This is a genomic window from Fimbriimonadaceae bacterium, from assembly GCA_019454125.1.
Classification (GTDB): domain Bacteria; phylum Armatimonadota; class Fimbriimonadia; order Fimbriimonadales; family Fimbriimonadaceae; genus JALHNM01.
This window is the reverse complement of the sequence record CP075365.1, coordinates 434,023-446,349: the sequence shown is the minus strand read 5'-3', so window position 1 is coordinate 446,349 and position 12,327 is coordinate 434,023. Positions and strand designations below refer to the sequence as shown.

Here is a 12,327-nt window from a genome sequence, read left to right as displayed (position 1 = left end):
ACTCGTCCACAAGAGGCGGGAGGTTGGCGACAAAAAAGAGAAACCTGCCGATCTGGTCTGTCCTCTCCGCCGGGTCGGCTTTTTTCCTGGCTTCAGAGCGGTTCTGCCGCCCACGCAAAGAGCCGGGCGACGTTCTCCGCGTGGTGGGTTTCCGATTCGGGGGTCTCGACCACGATCGGCACAAGTTCGAATCGTGGGTCATGGACCAAGCGGCGGAAGGCCCTCTCACCGATGGCGCCCTGCCCCAGGTGCTCGTGGCGGTCCTTCCTGGTGCCGCACGCGTGTTTGCTGTCGTTGGCGTGGACGGCTTTAACACGCTCCGTCCCGATCAGCCGCTCAAACTCCGCGAAGGTGCTGTCGTAGCCCTCGTCGGTCGATATGTCATAGCCTGCGGCAAAAATATGGCACGTATCCAAGCAGACTCCGAGCCGCGGGTCGCCGCCCACGAGCTCGATCAAGCGGGCGATCTCCTCGAACTTCGCGTTCAAGACGCTGCCTTGGCCGGCAGTGGTCTCTGCGAGCAGGGTCACGTCGGCGGGGCTCTCCGCCAAGACTTGGCGCACCTCTTCGGCGGCGAGCTGAAGGCCCGCCTCCGAGCCCTGCCCGCCGTGGGCGCCGATATGGGAGACCGCCCACGGGATGCCTAGCCGGCTGCAGCGGTGCAGCTCGCGAGTCAGGGCCGTTCGGCTCTTCTCCCTAAGCTCGGGATCCTCCGATGCCAGATTGACCAGGTAGCTGTCGTGGCTCACGATCCGCCCGGTATAGCCAAGTTCTTCAGCCTTTGTCCTGAACAGAGAGACGGTCTCGGGGGTGAGGTCTCGCGGCTTCCATTGTTGAGGGCTGGACGTGAAGACCTGAATGGCTGTGCACCCGATCGCTCTTCCTCGGTCGAGCCCTTTCTCGATCCCGCCCGAGGTGGGCATGTGTCCGCCGATCAGTCGTGCCGCCATTGCCCCTAAGATGACACGTCAGCTCGGGGGCTCCGGGTAACTTCGCCAGCGATGGGCGAGTGGCTACCGGCCTTCAAGGCTTACGACGTTCGGGGGGTCGTACCGGAGGAGTTGAACCCGGAGATTGCGTACCGTATCGGCCGGGCCTATGCCGACGAGACGGGCGCCAAGACCGTCTGCGTCGGGCACGACATTCGACTGAGCGGCCCCGAGATCAGCGAGGCTTTGGCGAAGGGCCTCAAGGAGGCGGGGGTGGACGTCGTCGACCTCGGCATGGTCGGAACCGAGATGGTCTACTTCGCCACCGCCTACTACGGCTATGACGGCGGCGTGATGATCACCGCCAGCCACAACCCGCCCCAGTACAACGGCATGAAGATGGTGCGGGAAGGGAGCCGTCCTATCAGCGGGGACAGCGGCCTAAAGAACATCGAGCGGCGGACCTACGAAGGCAAGTGGGAGCGTTCCGGCTCGGGCACCCTTGGTTCGAAGGACGCCTACCCGGACTTCGTCGGGCACCTGGCGAAGTTCGATGCCGACGGCGCCATCGGCCCGTTGCGGGTCTTGGCGAGCGCGGGCAACGGCGCGGCGGGGGTGGCGATGCGAGCCATGGCCCCGACGACGAACATGGACGTCGTCGAGATGATGTTCGAGCCGGACGGCTCGTTTCCGAACGGGGTGCCGAACCCAATCCTGCCCGAAAGTCGCAGGCCGGTCGAGGAGGAGATGGCCAAGGGCGGCTACGACTTTGGCGTGGCCTGGGACGGTGACTACGACCGTTGCTTCTTCTTCGACGAGAGGGGCAACTTCATCGAGGGCTATTACATCGTGGGGCTTCTCGCCCAAGCCATGTTGCACGACAACCCAGGCGCGACCGTGATCTACGACCCGCGCCTCACATGGAACACGCTGGACATCGTCAAGGCGGCCGGCGGGAGAGCCGTTATGTGCAAGTCTGGGCATGCATTTATAAAGGAAGCGATGCGCGCCGAGAATGCCGTCTATGGCGGCGAGATGAGCGCCCACCACTACTTCCGAGAACACTGGTACTGCGACAGCGGCCTGATCCCGCTGATCCTGGTGGCGCGGCTCGTGTGCAAGACCGGGCGCAACCTTGGAGACCTGGTGGGGGCGATGGTGGCGGCTTACCCCTGTTCCGGAGAGATCAACTCGCAGGTTGCCGACGTGCGGGCCGTGCTTGCCAAGGTCGAGGCCTCCTATCGGGGGAAGGTCGAAAAGGTCGATGGTCTCAGCGTCGAATTCGACAACTGGCGTTTTAACCTACGGGGGTCGAACACGGAGCCGGTGATCCGGCTCAATGTCGAGTCCCGCGGCGATATAGGCCTTATGCAGGAGAAGACCGACGAACTTTTGGCGCTTGTCCGAAGCTAGCCGGTGCTTAGACGGCCATAAGGCTTATTTCTCGCCTTCGCTTGCAATCTTGCGAGCGCTGAGGCGATAATCAAGTGGGGTCGGTCTCCGATTCCCAAAGTGAAGCGAACCGACGCAGGAAGCGTCGCCTGGCAAGGATTGCTTGGTTTCACACGGAACTTAAGGAAAGTTGGTGGGACTTAGGCGTTCTGAGCCTCGCGGCCCGACCGGTAGTCGGCTCGCAGTAGGAGTAACAGAACAAATGAACCGAACGCTAAAGTTCGCTCTGGGCGCCGTCCTCGCCTTAATGGCGGTTCCGGCATTCGCCCAAGTGGGCGGGGTCAATCCGAAAGACCCGAACGCTCCCCAGTTCCAGGACGTTTTCCCGTCCAACCACTGGGCTTACACTGCCGTTCTCGAGCTTCGCCGTGCTGGCATCCTTGTCGGCTACCCGGTGGGCAACCAGCGCCTCTATCGCGGCAACCGCCCGATGAGCCGCTATGAGTTCGCCGCCGCTATGTGGGCTGCTTACAAGGAACTCATGGGCCTCTGGGAGGGCCACGAGCGCCGTATCAAGGCTCTTGAGGACATGGGTCCCGACAGCGACCTCCGCAGGGCGGTCGAAGAGCTCCGCGCCGACGTTGACCGGATGAAGGGCTGGGAATCGGCCATTCAGACCCTCCAGCGCGGTATGGAAGAAGTTCGTGGCGAGCTCAACCAGCTCGGCATGAAGGTCGACCAGATGGGTCGCGACCTTGACGACATCAAGGCCCGCGTCCGCAGGCTCGAGGAAGTCAAGCCGGCCGTCGAAATCCACGGCACCGTGGACTTCCTGGTCCTCGCTTCGCACTCGACCGACGACAACTTCGGCCTCACCCCGGACAACCGCCTCCTCGGCGTTGGCCGGAACTCCAGGGCCGGTGCCCCGGTCGGTCTCACCACCGACCTCGACGTGCTGCACGAGATCGCCATCGACCTCAAGGGCACGAACGAAGAGGGTCCGAAGTGGGACGCCACCATCGTCGCGGGCAACATGCTCGGCGACCAGGCGCTCGTCAACCAGAACTTCCTGGGCAGCGGCACCCCGTTCAACGCGGGTTCCGGCGACGTCTACATCCAGCGCGCCGCGGTGACCTTCGACTCCGCTCTCGTCGGCCAGGGCTTCGGCGCCACGGTCGGCCGGTTCGGCTACCAGGTCGGCCCGTACCTGTTCAAGCGAAACGATTTCACTGAGACGTACTTCGTGAACGATCGCTGGGACAACGGCAACTACACGATGGACGGCGCTGTGCTGTCCTTCAACTTCGGCCCCGCCGCCCTCAAGGTCTTCGGTGGTGTTAACTCTAACATCAAGTCGACCAACGGCGTCGAGATCAACCCGATCCCGTTCGGCGTCGGCCAGATCGACCGCACCCTCGGCGTCCAGTTGACCTTCCCCGTCGGTGAGATGGGCGGCGTCAACCTCGCCTACCTGTTCCACGACAGCGACCAGAACACCCCGACCCTTGGTGGCCCGGCCAACCGAGTCAACACGTTCGGTGGTGACGTGAACCTGAAGTTCGATAACCTCGAGTTCTTCGGTTCGTTCGCCCAGACCAACATCAGCTACAACACGGACAACCGGATCGATGAGGACAACATCGCCTGGGACGTCCGAGCGATGTACAAGGGCCCGAACTTCGGCGTCGGCGGCGGTTACCGCGAGGTCGAAAGGAACTTCGCTGCGGCCGGCGATTGGGGCCGCATCGGCAACGTCTGGAACCCGACCAACATCAAGGGCTTCAACGCCCATGTCTACTTCATGCCGAGCGAGCAGTTCAAGATCTACGGTAAGGGCGAGTTCCTTGAGCCGAAGGACACTGCCGCTGGCCTGTTCGCGAACATGGACGACATGAACGCCTTCACCGTCGGTCTTGACTACAAGATCGCCGACAACTGGGGCGCCATGTTCAGCTATGAGGACGTCCGCTTCAACCCGGTCGCCGGCAACGACGTGAAGGAGCGCTGGTACACCGTGGGCTTCAACTACGGCCTCGGCGCGAACACGAACATCCGCTTCACGTACCAGTTCAGCGACCTGGACTTCGGCGGCGCCGCTGGCGCTGGCTTGGACCCGGCCGGTCAGAACATCTACAAGGGCGGCCTGTTCGGCACCCAGCTCACCGTCCGCTTCTAAACCAAGCGAACGTTGGCTGAAACCGCGGGCCCCGCTTCCCAATAGGAGGCGGGGCCCGCTTTCCTTTGCGTCTGGCTTTGAGTAACCTTGGCGCGATGCGTGCCGAGTCACTCGACTTCTTTAGACAAATCACGAACGCCCCTTCCCCCTCCGGATTCGAAGAGCGCGCGGCCCAGGTGTTCCGGGACTACACCGGCGCCTTCGCCCACGAAGTCGCCACGGACGTCCATGGGAACGTCCACGCCGTGCTCAATCCGAAGGCCGAGGCCCGCGTCATGCTCTCCGGCCACATGGACGAGATCGGCTTCATCGTCCACTACATCAGCGACGAAGGCTTCCTCTATGTCAACTCGATTGGGGGCCACGACCCCATGGTGGCGGTCGCCCAGAGGGTCTGGGTGCAGTCGCACGGTCGCGAGTCGGTCGTCGGCGTCTTCGGGCGCAAGCCCGTCCACCTTCAGGAAGAGGGCGACAAGAAGCGGCCCGAGATCCACGAGCTCTACATCGACATCGGCGCCGCCAATAAGGAGGAGGCGGAGCGGGCCGTCGAGCTCGGCTCGTTCGTCACCTACCAGTGGGAGTTCGCCGAGATGCTCGGCGACCGGGTCTGCGCCCGCGGCATGGACAACAAAATGGGCGCGTTCATCGTGGCCGAAGCGCTCCGGATCCTGGCCGAGGACGGGGGGCTCGACGAGAAGGTCGGCGTCTACGCGGTGGGGACGGTGCAGGAAGAAATCGGTCTGCGCGGGGCGCGCACGGCGGCCTTCGGGATCGGCGCGCAGAGCGGCTTGGCCGTGGACGTGGACTTCGCGATCGACCAACCCGGCCTCAGCAAGTCCCGCTATGGGCAAGCGGACCTCGGCAAGGGCCCGACCGTGACCCGAGGCGCGAACGTCAACCCGGTCGTGTTCTCGCTGCTGCGCGAAGCGGCGCAAAAAGACGGCATCTCGATCCAGATCGGGCCCTACGGCAACGCCACGGGCACGGACGCGAACGCGATGCAGGTGACCCGGGCGGGCATGGCGACGGGCGTGGTCGGGGTGCCGATCCGGTACATGCACACGCCCAGCGAACTGCTGAGCCTTCAGGACGTTGAGGATTGCGCGCGACTTATGGCCGGGTATTGCCGGCTCGTCCGTCCCGACACGGACTTTACGCCGCGCCTTCCCTGACGGGCATCCGTCACAATCCCCCCATGGTCGCAAGAATTGACGAAAGCGTGTTGGTCGTGGTCGATATGCAGGCCACTTTCTTGCGGCCCATCTTTGGTCGCGACGAAGTGGTCCGGCGGTGCCAGTTCCTCATCGAGTGCGCAAACCTGCTCGACGTCCCCGTGATCGCCACCGAGCAGGTGCCCGAGAAGATGGGCGGCACCGAGCCCGCGATCCGTGCCCTCTTGCAGGACGACCCCGTGGCGAAGCAGAGCTTCGGCTGTTTTGGCGAGAAGGAGTTCCGGAAGGCGTGGAAACGGCTGGACCGCCCGACCGCGGTGCTCTGCGGCATCGAGACTCACATCTGCCTCCTGCAGACCGCGAACCAGCTCCTGGACGAGGACCACGACGTCGTCATCTGCGCGGACGCCGCCTCGGCCCGCGAGCAATCGATGCACAAGCTGGCCCTGAAGCGCTTGCGGGACGAGGGTGTGGCGATGGCCCACTCTGAGACCGTGGTCTACGAATGGATGGAATCGGCGGAGCACCCGAAGTTCCGCGAGGTGCTCGAAGTCGTCAAGCGGTACACGCCTGCTTAGGCGCGGAGGTCCAGGTTCGTCGGCTGGGCCGCTGCGGCGAGGCCGCGCCGGGCGTCGCCCAGCTGGGAATCGATCTCGAGGATCGAGCGGTCGGTCTGGTTCGGGTCGCCGCGGACTTCGAGCGCGAGAGCGCCCAGGGCCTTGGGAATCGAGCGCAAGGCGGTCTCGGCCTTGACCAGCGCCGCTTCGACGGCGGCGGGCTCGGCCTGGCTGTTCGCGTAGACTCCGAGCGCCTTCTTCAGCCCCGTGGCCGGAGTTCCGTTCGCAAAGAGCCGGCGCCCGTCCACCCGGCTGTTGTCGACAAGGTCCGCGACCGTTTCGGAGGCGGACCGCAGCAGGCGCTCGTTCTCGCGGTCGGGGTTCGCCTGGAAGGCGTTGCGGCGGATCCCGGTCCGCACGTCGTAGAGCAGGTCCGAGGTTTGGGCCAGGACGTCGTCCGTGGCCTGCAGCCGTCGCGCGCCCGCGGAAGAAAGGCCCGATGCCGCGACCGGCTGGACCAACTCCTGCTTTTCTATCGGGACCGGCGGGCGTACAGCCGATTGAGCGCTGGCCACGTACGGGGAGCGGTCTATTCGGTTGACTTGCACAGGTCCTCGGTTCGCAGGCACAAGGCCGCTAATGGGCACGTTCCATACCGTTCCCGTCCGAAGGGGCAAAGTGCCTAGGGCGTGTTGAGGCTCGGATCCGTGCTGGGATAGCTGCCGAGGACCGTAGTCTCCAGAGCCTGCTTCCGGATCTCGACGAGCGCCGCCGCGAGGTTCGCGTCCGTCCTGTGGCCGCCGCAGTCGACGTAGAACAGGTATTCGAACGAGGCGCGAGGGGCGGGCCGCGACTCGATCATCATGAGGTTGACTTGGTGCGAATCGAACGCCCCGAGAACCCGGTAAAGCTCGCCGGGGCGGTTCCGCAGGTTGAACATCACGCTGGTCTTGTCGGAGCCGGTGGGGGCGGGTTCGTTGAACCCGAGTACGACGAACCGGGTGCGGTTGCCGGTGGCGTCCTCAATGTTCTCCGCCAAGAGGGTGAGGGCCATCAGTTCCACCGCCATATGGTTGACCACGGCGGCCCCGTTCGCGTCGGCGAGGGCCATTTCGGCCGCGCGTGTGGTGGGGGCGACGCTCACGACCTCGGCATGGGGCAAGCGCTCCGCCAGCCACCGGCGGCATTGGGCGTGGGGCTGGGGCCCCGCATAGACGCGTTGGACCTCGCCGAGGGCCGTTCCTCCCGAGGCCAGGCAGTGGTGCACGGCCAGGAACGTCTCGCCACAGATCTTGACGTTCGTGACGGGAAAGCTGTCCAGAGTCTCGGGCACGACCCCCGCGATGGAGTTCTCGATCGGCACGATGCCGTAATCGGCCTGGTGGCTCTCGACCTTGCGGAAGACCTCCGAGATGGAGTCGACGGGCGCGAGCTCGGTGCTCCGGCCGAAGGTCTGGACGCCGGCCATGTGGCTGAACGTGCCGGGCGGCCCCCAATAGGCGACGCTCATGGGCTTCTCGGCCGCGCGCGCGGCGCTGATGATCTCCCGGAAGATGGCCGTGACTTGGGCGGGACGCAGCGGGCCGGCCGGGATCGAGGCCAGGCGTTGGAAAATCTGGTGTTCGCGCTCCGGCGTGAAGTAGGGCTGGCTCCTGTCGCCCTTCAGGCGCCCGATCTCTTGGGCGAGTTCGGCCCTGCGCCCGAGCAACCGCACGATCTCGGCGTCCACGGCGTCGATGTCGTTTCTTGCCTCCTTAACGGTGCGGCGGTCTTCCACGGCGCTGATTATGGCCCCGCCCCCTCGCCTGACCCCGTTCTGCCGATTCGCTAAACTATCGCGAAGTCCCTTGAAAGAAGTTATCGGGCGGCTGTTTGAGCAATTCACGCTCAATTGGCAGGGTCTGGTCAACGTCGTGGACGTCCTCCTTGTGACGTACGTCGTTTACAGGCTTCTCAAGCTCGTGCGTGGAGGGCGCGCTTGGCGGCTCGTCCTGGGCATCGTGGGCTTCGTCGCCGCGCTCGTGGGCAGCGACCTTCTCGGTTTCAAGACCCTCCACTGGTTGCTGGACAAAGCGACGATCCTCGCCCCGGTCGCCATCGCGATCATCTTCCTGCCCGAGCTGCGCCAGGCGATCGAAGGCTTCGGCCGCTTGGGCCACTGGTCGGAGAAGCTCATCGCAGAACGCACGACAATGGGCGCGAACGCGTTGGAAGAGATTGTGGCCGGGGTGAGTGAGATGTCCGAAGAGAACACGGGGGCGCTCATCGTGCTCGAGCGGTCCACGCCCCTGGACGATGTGGCGTCCAACGGTGTGCCCGTGGGAGCCGTCGTCACCGCGCCCCTGCTCTCGACCATCTTCTACGAAGGCAGCCCGCTCCACGACGGCGCCGTGCTCGTGCGGCACGACGAGGTCGTCGCCGCTGCCTGCCGGTTGCCCCTGAGCGAAAACCCCAAGATCGACAGCCACCTCCATATGCGCCACCGCGCAGCGGTCGGGATCAGCGAGCAATCGGACTGCCTCGCGATCGTGGTGAGCGAGGAGCGCGGGACGGTCTCGGTCGCAGAGAGCGGGCGCTTGACCCAATTGCAGAGTACGAAGGCGCTGCGCGAATACTTGAGCTCGAGGATGCGGGACGCCAAGACGACGGCCCAGCGTGCCGACGGGAAGCCCGCCTCGTCAGAACCAGCGGTGAAGCGATGAGTCGGGGCGACTTGGTGCTCCTGGGTGCGGCCCTCTTTACCGCGATGATGTTGCGTGCGGCGTTGACGCCCGTCTTCGTCCCAGACCGGGAGAGGGAATTCGACGCCCGCGTGGAATACCGGGGCCTCTCCGATTCCCTTGTGGTGGTGCAGCCCGCGCAGTCGGTCAAGGTCATGGCCACGGGCTCTGCGGACGACCTGGACCAGCTCGACACGGACACGGTGCAGGCCGTGGTGGACCTGACCCAGGCCGTCGCTGGCGAGCGGAGCTACCCGGTGGAGATCGCGGGCCCGGTCAGCAGCCGCGTCAAGCTGGGCGCGCGGTTCGGCACGCTCCGGCTGGACATCCAGAAGGTCGACACCCTTCAGCGGACCGTCGAGCTCGAGCAGTCCGGTCTGCCCCCGCCCGCCTACGTTGTGGAAGGGGGCACGATCGAGCCGCCCGAGGTCACGATCTTCGGCCCGGAGAAGAGCCTGCCCGAAGTAAAGCGGGTGCGCGTGATCCTCAACTTGAACGAGGTCCGTCCCGGGGGTTCGTACCTGGTGCCGGTCGAGGTCCTGGGCGAAAAGGGTAAGCCCGTACCGATGGTGCGCGTGCAGCCCGCCCAGGTCACGGTGACGCCGGCTGTCGCCGCCGCCCAACCGTCGAAGCGCGTGCTTGTCTCACCCAACTGGGTCGGCCAGCTTCCCTTTGGCTACAAGCTCAAGGGCTACCAGGTGAAGCCGAGCCAAGTGCAGGTCCGCGGCGACAGCAGCGACCTCGCCCAGTTCGTCTCGATCGACACCGCCCCGATCGACCTTTCCGCGATGCGGAAGACGACCACGGTGTCGACCAAGCTCAACGTCCCGGGGCGGGTGCGCACCGTCGGCGAGGCGTCGGTGGAAGTCACGGTGGAGATCGAGGGCCCGCCCGAAGACCAAACGCCCCGCGCCGAACCGGAAAGGCCCGGAGGGGGCGCGTGACCGTCGCGCGGCGTATCAAGCCGGAGGAGGCCGACCAGTTCCTTGAGTTGCTCTGCCTGGTCTTCGCCCTGGATTTGGAACGGGCGCGCGGCGTCTTCTTCACCGAGCCGCTGTTCGACATCAACCGCAAGTGGGCGCTCTTTGTAGACGGTCAGATGGAGTCCATCCTCACCACGGCGCGCCTGGAGTTCGGCTGGGGGCGCGCGTTTGGGATCGCGGGTGTCGCGACCCGGCCGACCTGCCAGGGGCGCGGATATGCCCAAGCCCTCCTCGAAAAGGTCCTCTGCACAGCCGAGCTCGAGGGTGAGGGCCCTGCCCTGCTTTTTGCCCAGAGCGAGGCGCTCTACCGGAGGCTCGGCTTTGAGCCGATCGACGAGGTCGTCCGCGGCGAGATCAAGGGCCGCGCCGACTTCCCTGATACGGAGACCCTGCAGATCCCGGAAGTCCGCAAGGCGTACGACGAGTGGTCCTCGCGGGACGCGGCCCGCTTGCGGCGGGACGAGGAGCGGTGGCGCTATTGGTGCTGGACGTACCGCTCTTGCGAGCCCGTGCCGGGCGGTTATCTGTGCGCAGAACCGGGCCTGGTCCGCGAGGCGGTGGCCAGTGCCGGATTAGAGGAATGGCCCGTGCCGGACCGGACGGAGTGGTTCGGCCTGCAGAAGGTGACGGAGCAATTGGGGGTTCCGCTGCACCGCAGCTGGCCCGAATTGATCCTTATGGGCCGCGGCTTTCCCGGCCGCCCTGAGATCTTCATGACCGACCAGTTCTAACGTCGCGGCCCCTCCCAGGTGGGCTGTTGCGATTCGAGTACGCTCGGGCTTCATGACGACCATCCACACGTCCGAAAGTGTGAGTGAGGGCCATCCCGACAAGTTGGCCGACCAAATTTCTGACGCGCTCTTGGACGCGGCCCTGGCGGAGGACCGGCGCGCGCGGGAGATGAACCCGCTGCTCTCCCAGAACCTGCATGCGCGCGTGGCCATCGAGACCCTTGTCACGCGCGGCCTGGCCATCGTGGCGGGCGAGCTGACCATGGAGGGCTACGTGGACGTGGCGTCCGTCGTGCGGGAGACGATCCTCGAAGTCGGCTACAACGACACCGCCCTCGGCCTGGACGGGGCTGCCTGCGGCGTGATGGTCGCGATCCAGGAGCAATCGCCGGACATCGCGCGCGGCGTCGATATCGGCGGCGCGGGCGACCAGGGCATCATGTTCGGGTACGCGACGACTGAGACCAGCGAGCTGATGCCGCTGCCCATCTCAATGGCCCACGCCCTCATGCGCCGCGCGACCGAGACGCGGAAGAAGCACCCGTCGCTCGGCCTGCGCCCGGACGCCAAGAGCCAGGTGAGCGTGGTCTATGAGAACGGCCGCCCAGTCAAGGTCGACACGATCGTCATCAGCCAGCAACACGCAGAGTCGCTCTCGCCGGAGGCGGTGAAGGAAGTCGTCCACGAGCACGTGATCCGCCCGACCTTGGAGGAGTACGCCGACTATGACCAAGGCGGCATCACGTTCCACATCAATCCAACCGGGAAGTTCGTGATCGGCGGGCCGACGGGCGACACGGGGCTCACAGGCCGGAAGATCATCGTGGACACCTACGGCGGGCTGTGCCCGCACGGCGGCGGCGCGTTCAGCGGCAAGGACCCGACCAAGGTGGACCGCTCGGCCGCTTACATGGCGCGCAACGTCGCCAAGACGGTCGTGGCCGCTGGCCTTGCGGACCGGTGCCAAATCGGCCTGGCCTATGCGATCGGCGTCCCCCACCCGGTGGCGGTGAACATCGAGACCTTCGGCACGGAGAGGGCAGACCCTGGGCAGATCGCGAAGAAACTCCGGGAAGTCTTCGACTTGAGCCCGAGGGGCATCGTCGAATATCTCGACCTTCTCAATACCAAGTTTGTGCCGACGGCGAAGAACGGCCACTTTGGCAACGTCGCGTTCCCGTGGGAGCGGACAAGCCGGGTGGACGCCCTTAAAGAGCTAGCCTTGGTGTGAGACTTGAAACTCGTGGAGGGGGGCGGCTAGTTCGGTCGCTCCCCGCTGCCCTCCGGCAAGCCGCGTTTGCTCGGGAACCCGGGCGAATCGACCATCCAGCGCTCTAGCGCGTCGAGGGATTGTTGGACCTGGACGCGGAACTCCTTGTTCCGGCTCTGCCGCAGCGCCGTCTGGAAATCGGCGTGGGCGCGGGTGAGTTCTCCTTTCGACAGGTAGGCCATCCCTCGGGTATAGCGGTACCCCGGCTCGAGCGGGTTCAACTGGAGCAGCCTGCTCGTCGTCTTGATCACCGCGTCGTAGAGCCCGCCAAACCACTGGGCCTGGGCGAGAGTTTCCAACGCCCCTAAATGGTCCGGGTCCCGGCGCAACAGTTTTTGGCACGATTCCAGCGCGCCTTGCCAATCGTTCGTATGCAACTTCGTACTCGCTCCTCTCT

General features: G+C 65.3%; 12 protein-coding genes. 8 read left to right on the top strand and 4 right to left on the bottom strand.

The window, feature by feature from the left end:
• Positions 1 to 92: 92 nt before the first annotated feature.
• Positions 93 to 950: a deoxyribonuclease IV gene (locus tag KF733_02270; GenBank protein ID QYK56311.1), complete on the bottom strand. Its 858-nt coding sequence runs from the start codon at positions 948 to 950 to the stop codon at positions 93 to 95.
• Between the two features lie 51 nt (positions 951 to 1,001).
• Between KF733_02270 and KF733_02265 the strand changes: the two genes are divergently transcribed.
• From KF733_02265 to KF733_02250, 4 genes are all read left to right on the top strand, one after another.
• Positions 1,002 to 2,342 carry a phosphomannomutase CpsG gene (locus tag KF733_02265; GenBank protein ID QYK56310.1) on the top strand — a complete coding sequence of 447 codons (1,341 nt, stop codon included), beginning with the start codon at positions 1,002 to 1,004 and terminating at the stop codon, positions 2,340 to 2,342.
• Positions 2,343 to 2,583: 241 nt separating this feature from the next.
• Positions 2,584 to 4,497 carry an S-layer homology domain-containing protein gene (locus tag KF733_02260; GenBank protein QYK56309.1) on the top strand — a complete coding sequence of 638 codons (1,914 nt, stop codon included), beginning with the start codon at positions 2,584 to 2,586 and terminating at the stop codon, positions 4,495 to 4,497.
• Positions 4,498 to 4,592: 95 nt separating this feature from the next.
• Complete coding sequence (locus KF733_02255; GenBank protein QYK56308.1) at positions 4,593 to 5,669, top strand: M20/M25/M40 family metallo-hydrolase; 1,077 nt, start codon at positions 4,593 to 4,595, stop codon at positions 5,667 to 5,669.
• Between the two features lie 23 nt (positions 5,670 to 5,692).
• Positions 5,693 to 6,247 (top strand): isochorismatase family protein, encoded by a 555-nt coding sequence (locus KF733_02250; protein ID QYK56307.1) that lies wholly within the window; start codon positions 5,693 to 5,695, stop codon positions 6,245 to 6,247.
• Here the strand turns inward: KF733_02250 and KF733_02245 are convergent.
• Together KF733_02245 and pheA are read right to left on the bottom strand one after the other, a co-directional pair.
• Positions 6,244 to 6,747 carry a hypothetical protein gene (locus tag KF733_02245; GenBank protein ID QYK56306.1) on the bottom strand — a complete coding sequence of 168 codons (504 nt, stop codon included), beginning with the start codon at positions 6,745 to 6,747 and terminating at the stop codon, positions 6,244 to 6,246. The two genes, KF733_02250 and KF733_02245, sit on opposite strands and share 4 nt — an antisense overlap.
• A 161-nt stretch (positions 6,748 to 6,908) precedes the next feature.
• Positions 6,909 to 8,003, bottom strand: coding sequence for a prephenate dehydratase (pheA, locus tag KF733_02240; GenBank protein ID QYK56305.1), 1,095 nt, complete (start codon positions 8,001 to 8,003; stop codon positions 6,909 to 6,911).
• Positions 8,004 to 8,073: 70 nt separating this feature from the next.
• Between pheA and cdaA the strand changes: the two genes are divergently transcribed.
• Genes cdaA through metK form a run of 4 tightly spaced genes read left to right on the top strand, consistent with a single transcriptional unit; the run spans position 8,074 to position 11,891 of the window.
• Positions 8,074 to 8,928, top strand: a complete 855-nt coding sequence (gene cdaA, locus KF733_02235) for a diadenylate cyclase CdaA (protein QYK56304.1) — start codon at positions 8,074 to 8,076, stop codon at positions 8,926 to 8,928.
• Positions 8,925 to 9,890, top strand: coding sequence for a hypothetical protein (locus KF733_02230; GenBank protein QYK56303.1), 966 nt, complete (start codon positions 8,925 to 8,927; stop codon positions 9,888 to 9,890). The genes cdaA and KF733_02230 overlap by 4 nt, the downstream gene beginning before the upstream one ends.
• Positions 9,887 to 10,660 (top strand): GNAT family N-acetyltransferase, encoded by a 774-nt coding sequence (locus KF733_02225; GenBank protein QYK56302.1) that lies wholly within the window; start codon positions 9,887 to 9,889, stop codon positions 10,658 to 10,660. Before KF733_02230 ends, KF733_02225 begins: the two co-directional genes overlap by 4 nt.
• Before the next feature lie 52 nt (positions 10,661 to 10,712).
• Positions 10,713 to 11,891, top strand: a complete 1,179-nt coding sequence (gene metK / locus KF733_02220; protein ID QYK56301.1) for a methionine adenosyltransferase — start codon at positions 10,713 to 10,715, stop codon at positions 11,889 to 11,891.
• Positions 11,892 to 11,917: 26 nt separating this feature from the next.
• Here metK and KF733_02215 read toward each other — a convergent pair whose 3' ends face one another.
• Positions 11,918 to 12,229 carry a hypothetical protein gene (locus tag KF733_02215; GenBank protein ID QYK56300.1) on the bottom strand — a complete coding sequence of 104 codons (312 nt, stop codon included), beginning with the start codon at positions 12,227 to 12,229 and terminating at the stop codon, positions 11,918 to 11,920.
• Between the last annotated feature and the right edge of the window lie 98 nt (positions 12,230 to 12,327).

Coding starts and splice junctions, on each gene's coding strand:
- KF733_02230 (QYK56303.1), top strand. CDS start 8,925: ATGAGTCGGGGCGACTTGGTGCTCCTGGGTGCGGCCCTCTTTACCGCG.
- KF733_02270 (QYK56311.1), bottom strand. CDS start 950: ATGGCGGCACGACTGATCGGCGGACACATGCCCACCTCGGGCGGGATC.
- KF733_02265 (QYK56310.1), top strand. CDS start 1,002: ATGGGCGAGTGGCTACCGGCCTTCAAGGCTTACGACGTTCGGGGGGTC.
- metK (QYK56301.1), top strand. CDS start 10,713: ATGACGACCATCCACACGTCCGAAAGTGTGAGTGAGGGCCATCCCGAC.
- KF733_02260 (QYK56309.1), top strand. CDS start 2,584: ATGAACCGAACGCTAAAGTTCGCTCTGGGCGCCGTCCTCGCCTTAATG.
- KF733_02255 (QYK56308.1), top strand. CDS start 4,593: ATGCGTGCCGAGTCACTCGACTTCTTTAGACAAATCACGAACGCCCCT.
- KF733_02250 (QYK56307.1), top strand. CDS start 5,693: ATGGTCGCAAGAATTGACGAAAGCGTGTTGGTCGTGGTCGATATGCAG.